Origin of the sequence: Chitinophaga sp. (assembly GCF_039596455.1) — a bacterium.
In the GTDB taxonomy this organism is placed as follows: domain Bacteria; phylum Bacteroidota; class Bacteroidia; order Chitinophagales; family Chitinophagaceae; genus Chitinophaga.
The window spans coordinates 189,219-208,451 of sequence record NZ_JBCNJR010000003.1; the positions used below are offsets into that span (position 1 = coordinate 189,219).

General features: G+C 53.8%; 20 protein-coding genes. 14 read left to right on the plus strand and 6 right to left on the minus strand.

Annotated features, from left to right (window positions below; genetic code table 11):
* Positions 1-26: 26 nt before the first annotated feature.
* Positions 27-1,565, plus strand: coding sequence for an acyl-CoA carboxylase subunit beta (locus ABDW36_RS13530; protein WP_343702442.1), 1,539 nt, complete (start codon positions 27-29; stop codon positions 1,563-1,565).
* On the opposite strand, the gene ABDW36_RS13535 is transcribed toward ABDW36_RS13530, so the two are convergent.
* Positions 1,566-2,882 carry a HAMP domain-containing sensor histidine kinase gene (locus ABDW36_RS13535; protein ID WP_343702443.1) on the minus strand — a complete coding sequence of 439 codons (1,317 nt, stop codon included), beginning with the start codon at positions 2,880-2,882 and terminating at the stop codon, positions 1,566-1,568.
* Positions 2,883-2,994: 112 nt separating this feature from the next.
* On the opposite strand from ABDW36_RS13535, the gene ABDW36_RS13540 reads away from it, so the two are divergent.
* From ABDW36_RS13540 to ABDW36_RS13555, 4 genes are all read left to right on the plus strand, one after another.
* Entirely contained in the window at positions 2,995-3,834 is an 840-nt protein-coding gene (locus ABDW36_RS13540) for a UbiA family prenyltransferase (protein ID WP_343702444.1), read from the plus strand.
* A 37-nt stretch (positions 3,835-3,871) separates the two neighbouring features.
* Positions 3,872-4,972: a M42 family metallopeptidase gene (locus tag ABDW36_RS13545; RefSeq protein ID WP_343702445.1), complete on the plus strand. Its 1,101-nt coding sequence runs from the start codon at positions 3,872-3,874 to the stop codon at positions 4,970-4,972.
* Between the two features lie 103 nt (positions 4,973-5,075).
* Positions 5,076-6,065, plus strand: a complete 990-nt coding sequence (gene bioB / locus ABDW36_RS13550; RefSeq protein ID WP_343702446.1) for a biotin synthase BioB — start codon at positions 5,076-5,078, stop codon at positions 6,063-6,065.
* 64 nt (positions 6,066-6,129) lie between these two features.
* A complete protein-coding gene (locus tag ABDW36_RS13555) occupies positions 6,130-6,753 on the plus strand; it encodes a hypothetical protein (RefSeq protein WP_343702447.1) in 624 nt (207 codons plus the stop codon).
* A 39-nt stretch (positions 6,754-6,792) separates the two neighbouring features.
* Here ABDW36_RS13555 and aroQ read toward each other — a convergent pair whose 3' ends face one another.
* The 3 genes from aroQ to ytxJ all read right to left on the minus strand — a co-directional run bounded on the left by aroQ (position 6,793) and on the right by ytxJ (position 8,192).
* Positions 6,793-7,212, minus strand: a complete 420-nt coding sequence (gene aroQ, locus ABDW36_RS13560; RefSeq protein ID WP_343702448.1) for a type II 3-dehydroquinate dehydratase — start codon at positions 7,210-7,212, stop codon at positions 6,793-6,795.
* A gap of 33 nt (positions 7,213-7,245) precedes the next feature.
* Positions 7,246-7,806, minus strand: a complete 561-nt coding sequence (locus ABDW36_RS13565) for a UbiX family flavin prenyltransferase (RefSeq protein ID WP_343702449.1) — start codon at positions 7,804-7,806, stop codon at positions 7,246-7,248.
* A gap of 62 nt (positions 7,807-7,868) precedes the next feature.
* Complete coding sequence (gene ytxJ / locus ABDW36_RS13570) at positions 7,869-8,192, minus strand: bacillithiol system redox-active protein YtxJ (protein ID WP_343702450.1); 324 nt, start codon at positions 8,190-8,192, stop codon at positions 7,869-7,871.
* 334 nt (positions 8,193-8,526) lie between these two features.
* Between ytxJ and ABDW36_RS13575 the strand changes: the two genes are divergently transcribed.
* The 8 genes from ABDW36_RS13575 (at position 8,527) to ABDW36_RS13610 (ending at position 17,287) form a co-directional block, all read left to right on the plus strand.
* Positions 8,527-9,897: a Mur ligase family protein gene (locus ABDW36_RS13575; protein WP_343702451.1), complete on the plus strand. Its 1,371-nt coding sequence runs from the start codon at positions 8,527-8,529 to the stop codon at positions 9,895-9,897.
* Positions 9,898-9,900: 3 nt separating this feature from the next.
* Complete coding sequence (locus tag ABDW36_RS13580) at positions 9,901-10,677, plus strand: 3'-5' exonuclease (protein WP_343702452.1); 777 nt, start codon at positions 9,901-9,903, stop codon at positions 10,675-10,677.
* Positions 10,678-10,749: 72 nt separating this feature from the next.
* On the plus strand, positions 10,750-11,469 hold the full coding sequence (locus ABDW36_RS13585) for a polyprenol monophosphomannose synthase (protein ID WP_343702453.1): 720 nt from the start codon (positions 10,750-10,752) through the stop codon (positions 11,467-11,469).
* Positions 11,466-12,353, plus strand: coding sequence for a DMT family transporter (locus ABDW36_RS13590; protein ID WP_343702454.1), 888 nt, complete (start codon positions 11,466-11,468; stop codon positions 12,351-12,353). The genes ABDW36_RS13585 and ABDW36_RS13590 overlap by 4 nt, the downstream gene beginning before the upstream one ends.
* 75 nt (positions 12,354-12,428) lie before the next feature.
* Complete coding sequence (locus ABDW36_RS13595) at positions 12,429-15,266, plus strand: prolyl oligopeptidase family serine peptidase (RefSeq protein WP_343702455.1); 2,838 nt, start codon at positions 12,429-12,431, stop codon at positions 15,264-15,266.
* Between the two features lie 197 nt (positions 15,267-15,463).
* Positions 15,464-16,117: a DUF6597 domain-containing transcriptional factor gene (locus ABDW36_RS13600; RefSeq protein ID WP_343702456.1), complete on the plus strand. Its 654-nt coding sequence runs from the start codon at positions 15,464-15,466 to the stop codon at positions 16,115-16,117.
* Positions 16,118-16,201: 84 nt separating this feature from the next.
* On the plus strand, positions 16,202-16,663 hold the full coding sequence (locus ABDW36_RS13605; protein WP_343702457.1) for a GNAT family N-acetyltransferase: 462 nt from the start codon (positions 16,202-16,204) through the stop codon (positions 16,661-16,663).
* A 9-nt stretch (positions 16,664-16,672) separates the two neighbouring features.
* Positions 16,673-17,287, plus strand: a complete 615-nt coding sequence (locus ABDW36_RS13610; RefSeq protein ID WP_343702458.1) for a DUF4230 domain-containing protein — start codon at positions 16,673-16,675, stop codon at positions 17,285-17,287.
* On the opposite strand, the gene ABDW36_RS13615 is transcribed toward ABDW36_RS13610, so the two are convergent.
* Both ABDW36_RS13615 and ABDW36_RS13620 read right to left on the minus strand, forming a co-directional pair.
* Positions 17,284-17,565 carry a hypothetical protein gene (locus ABDW36_RS13615; RefSeq protein WP_343702459.1) on the minus strand — a complete coding sequence of 94 codons (282 nt, stop codon included), beginning with the start codon at positions 17,563-17,565 and terminating at the stop codon, positions 17,284-17,286. The genes ABDW36_RS13610 and ABDW36_RS13615 overlap by 4 nt on opposite strands.
* An 85-nt stretch (positions 17,566-17,650) precedes the next feature.
* Positions 17,651-18,370, minus strand: a complete 720-nt coding sequence (locus ABDW36_RS13620; RefSeq protein ID WP_343702460.1) for a hypothetical protein — start codon at positions 18,368-18,370, stop codon at positions 17,651-17,653.
* Positions 18,371-18,622: 252 nt separating this feature from the next.
* On the opposite strand from ABDW36_RS13620, the gene ABDW36_RS13625 reads away from it, so the two are divergent.
* On the plus strand, positions 18,623-18,946 hold the full coding sequence (locus tag ABDW36_RS13625) for an RNA-binding protein (protein ID WP_119075427.1): 324 nt from the start codon (positions 18,623-18,625) through the stop codon (positions 18,944-18,946).
* Positions 18,947-19,233: the final 287 nt, after the last annotated feature.

Genomic DNA, 19,233 nt, shown 5'->3' on the forward strand with positions numbered 1-19,233 from the left:
GCCCCGCTTTCCGTATTTTTACACGTATGAGCAAGATCCAGGAACTACATTCCAAAATAGCCGCGGCCAAACTGGGCGGCGGACAGGTACGTATCGATTCCCAACATAAAAAAGGCAAACTCACCGCCCGCGAAAGGCTGCAGCTGCTGCTGGACGAAGGTTCTTTTGAAGAGATCGGCATGCTGGTGCACAACCGCAACAAAGGGCTGACCACGGAGCAGGAACAGTTTCCGGGAGACGGGGTGGTAACCGGCTTCGGCACGGTGAACGGCAGGCTGGTATATGTTTTCTCGCAAGACTTTACCGTGTACGGCGGCAGCCTCTCCGAACCGCATGCCCGCAAGATCTGCCGCATAATGGACCTTGCCATGGAAAACGGCGCGCCCGTAATAGGCCTCAACGACAGCGGCGGCGCCCGCATTCAGGAAGGCGTAGTGAGCCTGGCAGGCTATGCCGACATCTTCTACCGCAACACCCGCGCCTCCGGCGTTATTCCGCAAATATCCGCCATTATGGGCCCCTGCGCTGGCGGCGCCGTATACTCCCCCGCCATCACTGATTTTATTCTCATGGTGGAAAACACGTCTTACATGTTCGTAACCGGCCCCAACGTGGTAAAGACCGTTACGCATGAAGAAGTGACCTCGGAAGCCCTGGGCGGCGCGCACACCCACGCCACCAAAAGCGGCGTTACCCATTTTGCCTGCAGCAACGAAGTAGAGTGCATACAGCGCATCAGGGACATGCTCAGCTACATGCCGCAGAACTGTGAAGACACAGCGCCTGTATACCCTTACGAAGCCGGCAACGAAAGCCGCCCCGCGCTGAACACCATGATCCCGGACAATCCCAACCAGCCTTATGATATGAAGGAAGTGATTGCCGAACTCACAGACGCCGGCAGCTTCCTGGAAGTACATAAAGATTTTGCGGATAACATCATTGTGGGCTTTGCCCGCATAGCCGGCAGAAGCATCGGCATTGTGGCCAACCAGCCCGCCGTGCTGGCCGGTGTGCTTGATATTCACGCCTCCGTAAAAGGCGCGCGCTTCACCCGTTTCTGTGATGCCTTCAATATTCCCCTGCTGGTGCTGGTAGACGTGCCCGGCTTTTTGCCCGGTACAGACCAGGAGTGGAACGGCATCATCACCAACGGCGCCAAGCTGCTGTTTGCCCTGAGCGAGGCCACCGTGCCCAAGATCACCGTCACCACCCGCAAGGCTTACGGCGGCGCCTATTGCGTAATGAACTCCAAACACATCGGCGCAGACCTCAACTTCGCTTTCCCGCAGGCGGAAATTGCCGTAATGGGCCCCAAAGGCGCGGTAGAGATCATCTATAAAAGAGAGATAGACGCCTCCCCGGAGCCGGAAACGCGCATGAACGAGCTGGTGGCTGACTATACCGAACGTTTTGCCAACCCTTACCTGGCCGCGGAAAAAGGATACATAGACGAAGTGGTGATGCCGGAAGATACGCGGGAGAAGCTGATCAGGGGGTATAAAATGCTGGAGAACAAGGTGGTGGACCTGCCACGGAAAAAACACGGGAATATCCCTTTGTAACTAGGATGCCATCACCGGCAGCTCTCCTGCCGGAAGATATACCGTACAATGCGTGCCGGCCTCCGGCACGCTTTCTATTTTTATAGCGCCCCCGTTCTGCTGTGCAAACTCGTTGCTGAGCAGCATGCCCAGCCCCGTGCCGCGCTCGCCGGCAGTGCCGTAGCCGGGGTTTTGCCAGGCCGTGAACAAGGTGTTGAGCTGCGCGGGCGTCATGCCCTTGCCCTTGTCTGTGATATGCAGCGCCATCTGCTCCCCTTCCCGCACGGCCTGCAATAAAATATGCCCGCCGGGGTAGCTGAACTTTACCGCGTTGCTGAACAGGTTGCGGAGTATCACCAGCACCTGGTCACGGTCTGCATACACCGCCGCCACGGGAGATACCTGCACTTCCACCTCCAGCTTTTTTTCCTGTATCACCATCTGGAAAAACTGCAGCGTTTCGGTAATGAGCGGCGCCAGCAGCACATCTTCCGGGTTGGTGCGGATGCCTTTCATGCTGCGGGAGCTCCAGCGCAGCACATTGTCAAGCGCTCCGCCCAGCTGCGCCACCTTGCTGTGCAGCACGGCGGCGGCCTCCTCCATCATCTGCTGCGGGTATTCCCCTTTGCCGAACATGTCCAGCAGCACCTCCAGCGTAGCCAGCGGGCTGCGCACATCGTGCGTAACGATAGACAGCAGCTTCTCCTTGTCTTTGTTCATGCCCGCCAGCGCCTGCCGCTGCCGGTCTATTTCCTGGTGATAGTCACTCTGGATGCGTTTGAAAAAACTTAGTGCAATAGGTATGAAAGACAGCGCTACGGCTATGTTCAACCACACCCGCCCGGCCGGCACCGGCGGGGCCAGCCGCCATTCCTGCGGCATGAGCACGATGGTAATGAACGCACTGCAGATGAGCACGCTCAGGCCTGCTATCACCCATTTATTATCATACACCAGTATGGTGCAGACGAGGATGTTGAGCAGGAAATACTCCGACCCGTTGTGAAAATAAAGGCCGGTAAAAGTGTAGATAATGATGCTGAAAATAATGAGCAGCCAGCGCGCGCTGAGGTATTTCTGCTTTTTGTGCAGCAGCAGCACGCAACAGCAGGCCAGCATGATAGACAGATTGAGGGCAGAGAGCAGCCAGCGGCCCTGGAAGGCGTTCAGCACGGCAAAAAAGGCCATCGCCGGAATGCAGGGGAGCGCCAGCAGGTTCAACAGCTTGGTGCGCCGCGCCTCTACAAAAGACATGGCGGGAGAAACGCCCAGGTGTACAACACGGAACCAGGTGGCTTCAAAGAACCGGTATAGGATATGCGCAAGCCGCTTGAACATGACAAGTACAAAGATAATCTGAAAATTAACACCAATTCCCTGCCGTTCAAGGCCTATGGCTGTTTTGGCACGTTTGTGTAACAAATCCGTTTTTTACCTAATTTTAGCCCCCATGTTACGGGGCCTCTTCAATTTCATACTCTTCAGTTCCATCTATATTGCCGTTTGCGCCGTACTGATGGCCTGGGAATCTTCAGAGATACTCGGCCTGCAATATGACCGGGCCAACTATTTCTGCTTCGTCTTTTTCTCCACCATCTGCAGCTACAACTTTCACTGGTACCTTACGCCCGGCTCCATCAAACACTCGGAGCGCATTTTATGGGGCCAGCGGCAGCGCGCCCTGCAGCTGACCGGCTGCGTAATAGGGCTGCTGGGAGCAGGCTGGTTCATTATTCCCCTGGCGGAGCACTGGCTGCCCCTCAGCGGGGCCGTAGTGCTCACCTTCCTCTACTCCGCCCCCAAGCTGCCCATGTTCCGCTGGCTCAGCAAAATAGCCGTAGGCAAAACCATTTTCCTGGCCGGGGTATGGACGTACGTAACCACCACCCTGCCCGCGCTGGTGGCGGAAAACGTGCAGGCAGACCTGGTGTACCTCACCGTGTACCGCTTCTTCCTGGTATACGCCATCTGCATCCTGTTTGATTACCGTGACAGGGAGGAAGACCGCCAGGCGGGCATCCGCAGCCTCATCACCCATCTCAAAGACCCCCATCTCGACAGGCTGTACTACGCTTCACTGGTAGTAGCCTGGATATGCGCCTTCCTGCTGGCGCCCGCCGTACCGCTGTTTGTGCTGTTCAGCCTGCTGGTACCCGTGGTGGTGACGGGCATGGTTAAACGTTACGCTCAAACCCATACCTCGGATTATGTGTACTATTTTTTGCTGGACGGGCTCATGATGCTCTCCGCGCTGATACACGCCGGCTGGCGGCTGGCGGGCGGAATTTGAGGCGGAATACTTAATTTTGATCACTTAACTGAACAAGATGGCTAAAAAACAGAAATCGATATTAACGAAAGACTCGCTGGCTTTTTTAAAGAACTACCTCAACAACCCCTCTCCCACGGGCTTTGAAAAGGAAGGGCAAAAACTCTGGCTGCAATATCTCAAACCATATATAGACGATACGATTGTAGACCCGTACGGCTCCGCCGTAGGCGTCATCAACCCGGAAGCCGCCTTCAAGGTGGTGATAGAAGCGCATGCCGATGAAATATCCTGGTTTGTGAACTACGTTTCACCCGAAGGGCTGATCTACGTGATCCGCAACGGCGGCTCAGACCAGGCCATTGCCCCTTCCATGCGGGTGAACATCCACACGGAAAAAGGCATTGTCAAGGCCGTGTTCGGCTGGCCGGCCATTCACACCCGCCTGCGCAGCGCGGAAGGGAAAGACCCGCAGCCCAAGGTAGACAACATTTTTATTGACTGCGGCGCCCGCAACCGCAAGGAAGTGGAAGAGCTGGGCATTCACGTAGGCTGCGTGGTAACCTTTGACGCCAACTTTGAAGAGCTGGCCTACGATAATTATGTGTGCCGCGCCATGGACAACCGCGTGGGCGGTTTTATGATAGCCGAAGTGGCCCGCCTGCTGAAAGAGAACAAACAGCGCCTGCCCTTCGGCCTCTACATTGTAAATGCCGTACAGGAAGAAGTAGGCCTGCGCGGCGCGGAAATGATCGCCAAACGCATCAAACCCAACGTGGCCATCATTACAGACGTAACGCACGATACCACCACGCCCATGATCAACAAGAACATTGAAGGCGAGATCAAATGCGGCAACGGCCCCAGCATCACCTACGGCCCCGCCGTGCACAATATTCTCCGGGACCTGATCATCAAAACCGCGAAGAAGGAAAACATCCCCCACCAGCTGCACGCCGTAAGCCGCAGCACCGGTACCGATACGGACGCCTTTGCCTACTCTAACGACGGTACGCCTTCCGCCCTCATCAGCATTCCGCTGCGTTACATGCATACCACGGTGGAAATGATCAAAAAAGACGATATAGAGAACACCATCCGCCTCATCTACGAAACGCTGCTGAACATGACGCCGAAAACGAATTTCCAGTACCTGTAAGCGCCACCAGGCGTTTACAGATGCAAAAAATTTGACATAATTCAGGCTTCGCCGCTCGTTATTCGCAATTGATTTGTATGTTTGCCGCTAAATCCGAAGTTTTATGATCCGTCACGACTGGACACTTGAAGAAATAAAGGATATCTACAACACCCCCCTGCTGGAGCTGATGTACCGCGCTGCCACCCTGCACCGCCAGTACCAGGATACGGCGGAGGTACAGGTGTGCACCCTGCTTTCCATCAAAACAGGCGGGTGCTCTGAAGACTGCGCTTATTGCCCCCAGGCTGCCCGCTATAATACCGGTATTGACGTACAGGCCCTCATGAAAAAAGACGAGGTGCTGGCCTTTGCCCGCAAAGCCAAAGAAGCCGGCTCCACCCGCTTCTGCATGGGCGCGGCCTGGCGGGAAGTGCGTGACAACCGCGACTTTGACCGTGTGATAGAAATGGTGAAAGGCGTAAATGAAATAGGCATGGAAGTGTGCTGCACCCTGGGCATGCTCACCGAAAGCCAGGCGCAAAAGCTGGCAGATGCCGGCCTCTATTCCTACAATCACAACCTGGACACCTCCGATGAATACTACGGTGAGATCATCACCACCCGCACGTATGACGACCGCCTGAAGACCATTGACAATGTGCGCAAGGCCGGCGTTACCGTTTGCTGCGGCGGCATCATTGGGCTGGGAGAAAGCCATGAAGACCGTATCAACATGCTGCTCACCCTCTCTACCATGCCGGAACACCCTGATTCCGTGCCCATCAACGCCCTCACCCGCGTAAAAGGCACCCCGCTGGAGCATATGCCCAAAGTGGAGTTCTGGGACATGGTGCGCATGATAGCCACCGCCCGCATCCTGATGCCCCAGGCCATGGTACGCCTCAGCGCAGGGCGCGCGGAAATGAGCCTGGCTGAACAGGCCATGTGTTTTATGGCAGGCGCCAACTCCATCTTCACCGGGGAAAAACTGCTGACCACCAAAAACCCTTCTTTTGAAGAAGACCATATGATGTTTGAGCTGCTGGGCCTCAAGCCCCGCGAAGCGTTCAAAGAAGAAAAAGAATGCTGCGACCACTCTCACGCACATTAAGACATACATAAAAGGCCTTCTCCGCGAAGGCCTTTTTTAAAAATTTTCCGAACTTTAGCATACCATGTTGCAGCAGTTTAAAGTATACAGGCATAACATCCGTTTCAGGCAAATGCAGGAGCATAGCGAGGCTACGTACCAGCACTGGCTGGAGCAGGGCAAACCCCTGCCCGTACCCCACATTGCCAAGCAGAAGACCATCAGGGAATACAAAGACCGCTACGGCATCAAAACCCTGGTAGAAACCGGCACCTACCTGGGAGATATGGTAGCCGCGCAATTGCCGCACTTTTCCCGCATTCTGTCTGTTGAACTGAGCGAAGAGCTGTACAAACGGGCCAGGATACGCTTCCGCAGAAACCCGGAGGTAGAGCTGTACCAGGGAGACAGCGGCAAGGTATTGCATACCGTGGCGCCCCGGCTGAAAGAACCCGCCATTTTCTGGCTGGACGGGCATTACTCCGCCGGCATTACCGCCAAGGGAGACCTTATTTGCCCCATATACGCCGAGCTGGACGCCATTCTCCCCCTGCCCGTTCCCCATGTATTGCTGATTGACGATGCGCAGGACTTTACCGGGCAGTATGACTACCCCACCCTGGAAGAACTGACAGACTACATTAAAAAGAAAAACCCGGCGTACCAGGTAGAAGTGAAAGACTACGTGATCCGCGTCACGCGCGGGTAGAAGATATTGAGAGGGCCGGCTGAACACCGGCCCTTTGTTTTACCTGGACAAAAAATAATTCACTCCCAGTGCATACCCCTGCATGCCCAGGCCGCAGATAACGCCCACGGCCTTGGCCGCCGTCAGCGAAGTATGCCTGAACTCTTCCCGTGCGTAGATGTTGCTGATATGAATTTCCACCACCGGCGTTTTGATGCCGGCAATAGCATCGCGGATGGCTACGGACGTATGTGTGTAAGCCCCCGCGTTCAGTAAAATGCCGTCATGAGAAAAACCTGCCGCATGCAGGTGGTTCACAATCTCTCCTTCCACATTGCTCTGGAAATAATCAAAGCTCACGTTGGGGAACTGTTGTTTCAGCGTGTCGAGATATTGCTCAAAAGTAAGGCTGCCGTATACCTCCGGCTCGCGTTTGCCCAGGAGGTTCAGGTTAGGGCCGTTGATGATGGCTATTTTCATAAAGTGTTTAATTCAAGGTTACCGGCATCCGCCTTACTCCCCCCAGCGGAAGGTATCCTGCTCCAGCCCCGCCAGGTCTATCACCCGGTCTGTTACCGTGGCGGCCACTTCCTCAATGGTGGCAGGTTTGCTGTAAAAAGAAGGCGTAGCCGGGCAAATAATGCCGCCCGCTTCCGTTACGGTTTGCATATTGCGGATGTGCACGAGATTATAAGGCGTATCCCGCAGCACGCAGATCAGCTTGCGGCGCTCCTTCAGCACCACGTCTGCAGCCCGCGTGATCAGGTCATTGGAAATGCCGCCGGCAATGCGGCCCAGGGTGCCCATGGAACAGGGGCAGATGATCATGGTATTAAAACGCCCGCTGCCGGAGGCGAAAGGGGCGTGGAAATCGTGCTGCGTGAACATGGGAAAAGGCAGGTGCTCAAAGCCCCTGTCGTCCAGCTCGGTTTCCCATACTGTTCTGGCATTTTCCGTCATCACAATAGCCACCTGGTCTATCTGCTGCTGCAGGGCTGCCAGCTTGTTCAGCAGCTGCCTGGCATAAATAGACCCGCTGGCGCCCGTAACCGCCACAACTATACGATGTTTCATAGCAGCAAAGCTACTAAAAACAACTGAGGCGTACCGCCGCGGCACGCCTCTTTCAATTCTTTTTAATTCTGTAAAGCCAGCTCCTCCATACTGATGGCATAATGGCTTTCGTCGTATATGCACTCCCCGTTACGTATCACCAATACCTGGGGAGACTCATGTTCTATCTTGTACATCTCTGCAATACGGTTGCTCACAGAGCGGTACCGGATGAGGTCAAGATAATAGAACTCCATGCCCTCCGGCCCCGCAGACCTTTCCAGCCTGCTCTTTACCACACTGCTGATGCTGCAGCGGGTGCTGTGCTTGAATATAACAACCGGATGATCAAAGGAACGTTCCTGTATCTCATTCAACTGCTCTTCACTTTCCAGTGCTCTCCACATTATGTGCTGTTTTTAAATACTAACAATTTTTATCTTTCTCGTGCTGTACCTTGGTGATCTTCATTGGGCACCCCAGCTTCTGTGAGGCACAGGAAGAAAACATGGCAGCAATGACCACCATCACACAAAATGTACCAACTACGCGGTAAACTGATTTCATAGCTTGCTTTTTTGCAAATAAACGAAATTTCATAGCCTTGGATTATAGAACTTTGTGAATCGTATTTTGTAACGTTATTTTGCAAATATATACTTTATATTAAAAAAAACAATCTTATGTGATGTTAATTACTTGTTATAACAGGGAAAACACACACATAAAGACCTGAACAGCATGGCAAAAGTACATTTCATAGCGATAGGCGGGAGCGTCATGCACCAGCTTGCCATCGCCCTGCGGAACAAAGGCTACCAGGTGAGCGGCAGCGACGACGAAATTTACGAACCGGCGCGCACCAACCTTGCCAACGCCGGCATTTTACCCCCCGCCATTGGCTGGGACCCCTCCCGGGTTACGGCTGATATGGACGCTGTGATACTCGGCATGCACGCCCGCGCAGACAACCCTGAGCTGGCCCGTGCGCAGGAGCTGGGCCTGAAGATCTATTCCTTCCCCGAATACATTTACCAGGAAAGCCGCGGCAAAACGCGGGTGGCCATTGGCGGCAGCCATGGCAAAACAACCATTACCTCCATGGTGATGCACGTGCTGCAGCAATGCCGGCAGCAATTCGACTACCTGGTGGGCGCCAAACTGGAAGGTTTCCCCCAGTCCGTCAACGTGACCGACGCACCGCTGATAGTATGCGAGGCAGATGAGTACCCCGCCTCCGCGCTGGAAAAAAGGCCCAAATTCCACTTCCTGCATCCCCACATTGCCGTGCTCAGCGGTATTGCCTGGGACCATATCAACGTATTTCCCACTTTTGACATCTACCTGGAGCAGTTTGCCATTTTCATCCGCACCATGGAGCCCGGCGGCAAGCTGATCTACAACCAGGGAGACGAAACCCTGCGCACGCTGGTAGAGCGGGAAGGCGGCCACCTGGAGCGCATTCCCTACGGCGTGCCGGAACATACCATCATCAACGGCATTACGCGCGTGCGCTTCGGCAACGTGTCTACAGACCTGCTGGTGTTCGGCGAGCATAACCTCCTGAACATCCACGCCGCACTGCTGGTTTGCCGCGCCCTGGGCATTGGTGACATAGACTTCCTGGCCGCTATTGCCAGCTTCAAAGGAGCGGCCAAACGGCTGGAGCTGGTGGCTAAAAACGCAGATACGGCCATTTACCGCGATTTTGCGCACGCCCCCTCCAAGGTGAAAGCCACCATCAGCGCCGTGCGGCAGCAATACCCCGGCCGCAAGCTGGTAGCCGTGCTGGAGCTGCATACCTACAGCAGCCTGAATGCCGGCTTCATGACGGAGTACGCAGGCGCCCTGGCCCCGGCAGATACGGCGGCCGTTTTCTACAGCGCCCACGCCCTGGAGATCAAACGCATGCCAGACCTGAGCCCTGATGTGATCAAAAAAGGATTTGAGCGGGAAGACCTCACGGTGCTCACCAGCCGCGCAGCCCTGGAAGCCTTCCTTGACCAGCAGGATTTTGATAATGCCAACCTGCTCATGATGAGCTCCGGAGACTATGAAGGCCTCGATTTTGCAGGACTGAAAAAATATTTATCGGTTAAGAAACCATCATAAAACATGTCAGCTTTACAACTCACCCGCCCCCTCGCTATTATAGACCTGGAAACAACAGGTACCAATGTAGCCACAGACCGCATTATTGAGATCGCGATTATTAAAGTGATGCCGGACCGTTCCGTGCTCCGGAAAGTAAAGCGCATTAATCCCGGTATGCCCATTCCTGCCGCCACTACGGCCATTCATGGTATTACGGACGAAGACGTCAAAGACGCCCCGCTCTTCAAACAGGTGGCCAACGAGATGCGCCAGTTCCTGGAGCATTGCGACATTGCGGGGTACAATTCCAACCGCTTCGACATTCCCATGCTGGTAGAAGAGTTCCTGCGGGTAGACCTTACGTTCGACATCAGCAACCGCCGTTTTGTAGACGTGCAGAAAATTTTCCATCTCATGGAAAAACGCACCCTCAGCGCCGCCTACAAGTTCTATTGCGATAAAGACCTCGAAAACGCCCACAGCGCCGAAGCAGACGCCCTGGCCACCTTTGAGATACTGGAGGCCCAGCTGGTACGTTACGAAAGCCAGCTGAAGCCGGATATGGACGCGCTGGCCGCCTTCACCAAGGAAGACGACTACGTGGATTTTGCCCGCCGCATCGTGATGCAGAACGGCGTGGAAATGTTCAACTTCGGCAAGTACAAGGGCCGCCCCGTAAGAGACGTACTGAAAGTGGAGCCGCAGTATTATGACTGGATGATGAAAGCGGATTTCCCGCTCAACACCAAGCAGAAACTAACGGAAATCTACACCAGTATGATGCTAAAAAAATTGTAATGTTTGGCAAAACACACTATTTTGCGGCGGATATTCCCTATTTTCGCCATTCCTAAAAAAAGCTACCACTAATTGGAAAAGTTGGTTATCATACCTACGTACAATGAGAAAGATAACATACGTCAGATCATTGGCGCGGTATTCTCATTACAGCAAGATTTCCATGTGCTGATAGTAGACGATGGCTCCCCGGACGGCACCGGCAGTATTGTAAAAGAGCTGCAGGCGCAATACCCGCAACAGTTATTTCTCGAAGAAAGGAAAGGCAAGCTGGGCCTCGGAACGGCCTATATTCACGGCTTCAAATGGGCGCTGGCCAGGGGCTATGCGTACATTTTTGAAATGGACGCGGATTTTTCTCACAACCCTGCAGACCTCGTTCGCCTCCACCATGCCTGCGCCCATGAAGGAGCAGACCTGGCGGTGGGCTCCCGGTACGTAAAAGGCGGCAAAACGGAAAACTGGCCGTGGGACAGGGCGGTGCTCTCCTACGGCGCTTCCATTTACGTGCGCTTCATTACCTGGATGCCCGTCAGAGACGCTACAGCCGGTTTTGTCTGCTACAAAAGGGCCGTGCTGGAGAAAATTGAGCTGGACAAGATACAGTTTGTAGGCTACGCCTTCCAGATAGAAATGAAATTCACCGCCTGGAAACTGGGCTTTACTATCAAAGAGGTTCCCATCACATTCATAGACCGTAAAGAAGGCTACTCCAAAATGAGCAAGGGCATTGTGAAAGAAGGCATACTGGGTGTACTGAAAATTCAGTGGCAAAGCCTGTTCGGAAAATGAAAAAAGCGTTCCTTCAACTCCATCTTTCTGTATTCCTCGCCGGTTTTACAGGCATTCTTGGCAAACTCATCACGCTCAACGAAGGGCTGCTGGTATGGTACCGTTTGCTGATAACGGTCATCACCATGTTTTTCCTGTACCGGTTCCAGGGCACTTTGCGCAGGCTGCCGCGGCGGGCCGTGCTCCGCATCGGGGTCACCGGTTTTATTGTGGCGCTGCACTGGGTGTTCTTTTATGCCAGCATCAAATATGCCAACGTATCTATCGGCGTGGTCTGCTTTTCCCTCACCAGCCTCTTTACCGCGCTGTTTGACCCGCTCATCAACCGCCGCCGCTTTGATACGGTAGAGCTGCTGCTCAGCATGCTTACGCTGGGCGGCATCATGCTCATTTTCCATTTTGACACGCAATACCGCACCGGCATCATACTGGGCATCCTCTCCTCCATGTTTTGCGCGCTGTTCACCGTGCTCAACAAAAAACTGGTGGTGGAGTATGATACCCCCAATATCACCTTTTATGAACTGGCGGTAGGCTTCATCGGCATCAGCCTGGTGATGCCTTTCTACCTGCATGTGTTCCCCGTGGCCTCGCTGGCGCCTTCCGCCATGGACATTGTTTACCTGCTGCTGCTGAGCTGGTTCTGCACCGTGCTCATGTATTCCCTTTCCATGAACGCGCTGCAGAAAATATCCGCTTTCACCGTCAACCTCTGCTTCAACCTGGAGCCGTTGTACACCATTGCACTGGCGTTTTTGCTCTTCAAAGAGAACAAAATGCTGCACAACGGCTTCTATGCCGGGCTGAGCCTCATCCTGCTGTCTGTTGTGCTGCAAATGCTCCGCGTAGCGCGGCAAAGTCGCAGGGGCGCCATCACGGCCTGACCACTCATCCTGCTTCCTTTCCTTTTTGCTGCCGGAATTGTTATTTTGCAACGCAACTAAACCAACTAACGGCTTATGAAACTATCTCCAGGCTGGCTCCTGTCCCTGACCTTATTGTTACCGGCGGGCCTGAGCGCCCAATCCAAAAAACCGCTTGACCATAGCGTGTATGACGGTTGGCAGAGCATCGGCACAAAAACCATCAGCAACAACGGCAAATGGGTGGCCTACACCATCACCCCGCAGGAAGGAGACGCCACCCTGGTGGTGCGCAACCTTGACAACCGGCAGGAAATGACCATTCCCCGCGGCGCGGCGCCCGTTTTCACGGAAGACTCCCGCTATGTGGTGTTCAGCATCAAACCTTTTTTTAAAGACGTAAGGCAGGCCCGCATCAAGAAAAAAGCGCCTGACCAGATGCCGAAAGACTCCATGGGCATTATGCTGCTGGGTGGTGAAAAAAGCATTTACATGCCTGTGGCCAACGTAAAATCATTCAAAACACCTGAAAAAGGCAGCGGCCTGCTGGCTTACCTGATAGACGCGCCCAAAACAGATACGGCCAAAGGCGGCAAAAAAACCGCAGCGCCCAAAGACGGCGCCGATGCGGATGAAGATACCCCCGGCAGGCCCAGCGGCGCCGAAGCCGGCCACCTGGTGATCATGAACCTGCGCACAGACGCCGTAGATACGGTAAAAAACGTTACCTCCTACACCCTCAACAAACCCGGCACCAAAATAGCGCTGGTTGTAAACCCGCCCAAAAAAGACTCGCTGGCCCAGGCAGGCGTATGGCTCTGGGATGTGCAAAGCCGCAAGGCAGACACCCTCAGCCGCGGGCAGGGCACTTTTGCCCGGTTTGCCTTTGATGAAAAAGGGCAGCAGCTGGCCTACGCCGGCAGCCGGGACAGCGCCAAAGCGCCGCAGAAATTCTTTTCCCTGTATTACTTCAATACCGGGCAGGACAGCGCCCGTATTGCCGTCAGCCCCGGCACGCCCGGCATGCCGGCCAAATGGCACGTGTCTGACGACGCCAATATCAACTTCAGCAAAAACGGTACGGCCCTGTACTTCGGCACTGCGCCCGTGGCCCCGCCCAAAGACACTACCATTGTAGATTTTGAAGTGGCCAAGGTAGACATCTGGCACTATAAAGATGATTACCTGCAAACCATGCAGCTCAAAAACCTGACGCGCGACCTGAATAAAAGCTACGCCGCCGTATACTTCCCCGCCGCCAGGGAAAACCGCATGGTGCAACTCGGCAACCTTGACCTGGAAACCTTTGTGCAGCTGGATGAAGGCAACGCTCCTTACGGCATCGGCTATACGGACAAGGAGCACCGCATTGCCATGCAGTGGACCGGTAACACCGCCAAAACGGCTTACCTGGTGAACGTGCGTACCGGAGAACGCAAGCTGATCAAAGACAATTTGCTGGGTTACTTCTATCCCTCCCCGCAAGGCAAATACCTCATGTGGTTTGACCTGCCGGCCGGCGAATGGTTCACTTACGATATTGCCGGCGGCACTACCCGCAGCGTCAGCAAAGGCCTGCCGGTAAAAATGGTGGATGAGGAGATGGACATGCCTGACTACCCGCGCCCCTACATGCCCAGCGGCTGGCTGGAGGGAGACAGGTACATATATCTTAACGACCGTTATGACATCTGGCAGGTAGACCCCACCGGTAAAACCGCGCCCGTGATGATCACGCAGGGCCTGGGCCGCAAAACCAGAACGGAACTGCGCTACGTGAAGCTAGACCGCGAAGAGCGTTTCTTCAAACCCAAACAGACCCTGCTGCTGCGGGCGTTCAATGACTCCACCCGTTATGGCGGTTTTTACAGCCTGCAGCTGGGCGGCAAAAAAGGCCCTGAGCAGATCGTGATGGGCCCCTATTCTTACCTGGCGCCTGAAAAAGCGAAAGACGCCAACGTGTATACCTTCCAGCGGCAGAACTATGTGGCCTCCCCGGACGTGTATGCCGGCGCAAACATTGCCACCGCCGAGCGCCTGAGCGCCATCAACCCGCAACAGGCCAGCTACAACTGGGGCACGGCCGAGCTTTTTTCCTGGACTACCTACAACGGCAAAACCACCGAAGGCATCGTTTACAAGCCCGAAGATTTTGACCCGAAGAAAAAATACCCCGTGCTGATCTACTTCTACGAGAAGCTGACAGACGGGCTGTACAGCTACCAGCCGCCCGCCCCTACCCCCTCGCGGCTCAACATTTCTTTCTTCGTAAGCCGGGGTTACGTGGTGCTGGCGCCAGACATCCGCTACGAAACCGGCCGGCCCGGCAAAAGCGCCTATGACTATATAGTGAGCGGCGCAGAAGCGCTGGCCCGCCAGCCCTGGATAGACAAAGACAATATGGGCATACAGGGCCAGAGCTGGGGCGGCTACCAGGTATGTTACCTCATTACCGCCACCCCCATGTTCAAAGCCGCCTGGGCAGGCGCGCCCGTGGCCAATATGACCAGCGCCTACGGCGGCATACGCTGGGAAAGCGGTATGAACCGGCAGTTCCAGTACGAGCATACCCAAAGCCGCATTGGCGCCACCCTTTGGGAGAAACCGGAGCTGTACATAGAGAACTCTCCCCTCTTTCACCTGCCCAAGGTAACCACGCCGCTGGCCATTATGCATAATGATGCGGACGGGGCCGTACCCTGGTACCAGGGCATTGAAATGTTCACCGGCCTGCGCCGCCTGGGCAAACCGGTGTGGATGCTGAACTATAACAATGAGGCCCATAACCTCATACACCGGCAGAACCGGAAAGACATCCAGATCAGGGAGCAGCAGTTCTTTGACCACTTCCTCAAAGGCGCGCCCGCACCGCAGTGGCTCAAAAACGGCGTACCCGCCGTGGAAAAAGGCCGGAACTGGGGATTTGATTACTGATTTTCAACATTTTACAATAAACAAAGCCGGGTTTTAACGCCCGGCTTTGTTATTTGCCTGTTAACTGGAAGATTTTCAATGAATTGACCGAACGTTAAGAAATTTTCTAATTAAAATGTTTCACCATATGGTAATTTTGGTATATTTACATCGGTTTACTGAGCAGATGGGTTGAAAAATCAAATGCAATCAGACCTATGAACACCTATATCCTTCATCCCGACACTACGTTGCACCCCTTTGTGCAACAATACATTGTTCTGGAGAACATCACATCAGCGGCAGACATTGCGGAAAAGCGGCTTTTTACGGCCGGCAAACAGTACCTGGTATTTATCCAGCAGGGCGGGCTGGCGTTCAAGCCGGCAGACCATGCGGCATTTGAGCTGCCGGAAGCGGCGGTAACAGGGCCGTTCACCTGCAGGGTGGATGCGCGCGTAACCGGGCCGCTGAACGCCGTTATTGTACAGCTGAACGCTTATGCCAGCCATCGCCTGATGGGCATCAGCATGGAATCTGTGACCAATTATTACCGCAACCTGGCCAAAGTGCATCCCCGCTGGGCACAAACCGCGCAGGAGCTGCGCACGGCCATGGCGCTGGATACGGAAAGCGTGCGCCGGGTGCTTGACAGCGCGCTGGCCAGCCTGCTGGCTAACCAGACCTCGGCGCTGCGCCAGGTAGATGAAATTGTAGATTACCTGGCCGAACAGAAAGGAAAGGTAGCCATGCTTGACCTGGCCCTTCGTTTCAAAACCAGCCGCCACACCCTGGAGCGCCAGTTCATGGAAGTAACGGGGCTTACGCCGCAACTGTACAACCGTATATTGCGCAAACAACGTTATGCATAACCAACTAAGCGTACGGAATATTCAAAGCGCCGGAAGTGTATTCCGGCGTTTTCGTTATTTTTAGCGTGAACTTAAAACCGTACCATGCAACCCGCAGAGACCCGCCAAGACGCGTACATTATTTCATCAGACCCGGCATTGCTGCAGCTGAACGTGATTCACCGGTATCTTTCAGAAGATTCTTACTGGGCCAAAAACATCCCGCTTGATATTGTGCGCAGGTCTGTTGACAACTCGCTCTGCTTCGGCGTGTATCATGACGGGGCGCAGGTAGGTTTTGCCCGTGTTATCACAGACCGCGCTACCTTCGGTTACCTGGCGGATGTGTTCATTTTGCCCGCCCACCGCGGGCAGGGCCTCTCCAAGCGGCTGATGGAAGCCATCCTTTCCCACCCTGCGCTGCAGGACCTGCGCAGGATGGCGCTGCTCACGGAGGATGCGCAGGGGCTCTACAAACAGTTCGGCTTCAACGTGTACGAATACCCGGAAAGGTTCATGAGCCGCCGCATCGGCCCTGTTTATGAAAAATATCCAACAGCACCGTAATTTTTGCATATGAAAAGAATCATCCAATGGCTGGCAGTTATTTTGTTCATTGTATTCATCTTCTGGCTGGGACAGCGTTTCGGCGCACGGAACGTTAACGAGCAGGTAGTGTCCAACAGCCTCATTGTAAGAGAAATTGCGGAGCTGGCCAGCCTGGAGGTACAGGGCAACGCTTCCATCAAACGCAGCAATGTAGAGAACTCCGGCAACTGGACAGACAACCTGAAAAAAGTATTTGCAGAAAATACGGTATGGGTAACCGTACCCTACACGGCCAAGTATGGCGTGGATGTGAACGAACAGAATTTCTCCGTGAAGGCAGACAAGAAGAAGGTATTGGTAACGCTCCCTGCCCCGCAGCTGCTGAGTTACGAGCTGCGCCTCAACCAGATGGAAACCGCCAATAAAAAAGGCTGGCTGATGTTTTCAGATGATGAAACATACACTGACGTACAAAAAAAACTGTATGAAACCTCCCGCGGCCAGTTGCAGAACAATGCCGTCTACCTGGAGCAGTGCAAGGAAAAGATCCGCAACACGATGCGCACCTATTACGCGCCGTTGCAGTATGAAGTGGAAGTAAAATTCGGGAACGAGCCCGCCAAAACGCTGAAGCTGCCTTAGCCCTGCAGGTTGTTGGCGCTGATCTTACGGTCTGCAATAACGGCCAGCAGCGCAAACACCGCTTCTCCTTCTACCGCCTCATAAATGCCCGCTTCCAGCTGTGACGCCAGCTGCGTGGTGGCGCGGCCGCTCCGCAACAATATCATGTCCCCTATCAGCAAATTGATGATGCCCCACTCCCGCAGGTCCGGCTGGTGGCCGGTTGTGGCCACATATTGCTCCACCGCGCCGCGGCAGGCGTCAAAAGAATGTACAGCTTGAACGGTCAGTAACGGCATGATGTATTACGCAGGATTCACCGTAATATACTTCACCAGGCAACGTTTTGCAAATAGTAAGCGGGCGTTTACTGCATGTGCAATACTACGCAGGATTCACCGTAATATACTTCACCAGGCAACGTTTTGCAACCGGCAACAATGTTTCCGTTAGCGGGAACACCAGGTCTGTTTCTACCGTGTATACGGCAGGGTTGGGCAAGTGGCGCCGGTGGCGGATCAGGTCTGTTTTGATGCTGTTGCTGGTATGCGCCAGGTTGCGCGTGTAGGTGCTGATGTATTCCGTATGAATGCCGCGGTAACGCTCATCGTGCCGCTCAAAAATGGTGAGGCGGTATTGGTACACCAGCGTATCACTGGCCCGCCCGTCCGAGAGCAGCATGTAGCCTTCCTGCACATCCAGCGGAATAAGCCCTACGGGCGTAATGTTCAGTTGCTCTTCAACAAACTCGTAAATTTCCGCGCCTTCGCGGATGGTGTTGTTCATTTTTTGCAGGGAGTACTGGATGATGTTTTCCAGTTCTTCCATCAGCTCATCATCAGCAATCATCTGCTCATATAACAGTTGCAGCTTTTCCATGTTAACGGCGGTGAGCCGCTTGGGGAAATGCTGTTGCAAAAACTGTTTGTTTTCCTTGAAGGCCAGCAGGTTATTGTAGTGGAACACTACATCTCCCAGTTGCGGATAGAGCTTGTTTTCGTTGAAATAGCGGTTAATTTCCTGCAGATAGGCGAGTAAGGTGTATTTTTTCAGCTCAAAGTCTATGTACCCTTCTGCAAACCATGTGTCACTCAATGCTTTCATAAGTCCATGGGCCTTTAAGAACAGCCGTATTTGAATTTACGAAATAATCTAATATCTACCGCCGGCGGCGTTTAATTTCACATATTTTTACCATATATATAATCCGTGGAAAAGCTTTACAGCATTGAATCCGCCCAAATCCAAGCCTGTGCTGGGTATACGGCGGAGGAAGCAAAAAAACAAGCGGCACCTTTTTTTATTCGTTTAATTCCTTAACTTCAGTATTATTTTTCATTTTTTAATTTTTTTATCATGAACATCTACGTAGCCAACCTGCACTACAGGTTGAACGATGAGGACCTTCACCAAATCTTCAGCGAATTCGGGCAAGTAACCTCTGCAAAAATCATAAAAGACCATGAAACAGGTCGTAGCCGCGGTTTCGGGTTCGTTGAAATGCCTAACCAGGAAGAAGGAGCGAAGGCGATGGAGAGTCTGAACGGTAGTGAAGTGGAAGGTAAACAACTGATGGTTAACGAGGCCCGTCCCAAAGCGCCGAACGGCGGCGGGAACAGAGGCGGTGGTCCCCGCGGTGGCGGTGGATACGGTGGCGGTGGCCGCGACCGTCGTTATTAATCCGAATTCAAACTCATCGATTATAAAAGGCTTCCGGTTCCGGGAGCCTTTTTTGTTGCCATTTTGGAGCAAATCACTTTGGCTACCAACTGTAAAGTCTTTTCAGGATAAGATCACCAACTGTAAAGTTCTGGCAGGATTAATAGCCAACCTGTAAAGCCAAAGCCGTATTAACCTACCTTAGTGTAAAGTTTTTCCCGGATAAGACCCTGCCAGGTTCCTCCGTAGTTACTTCCACCTTACTAGTACCTTACTAGCACTTTACTAGCACCATACTCCCAGGATAC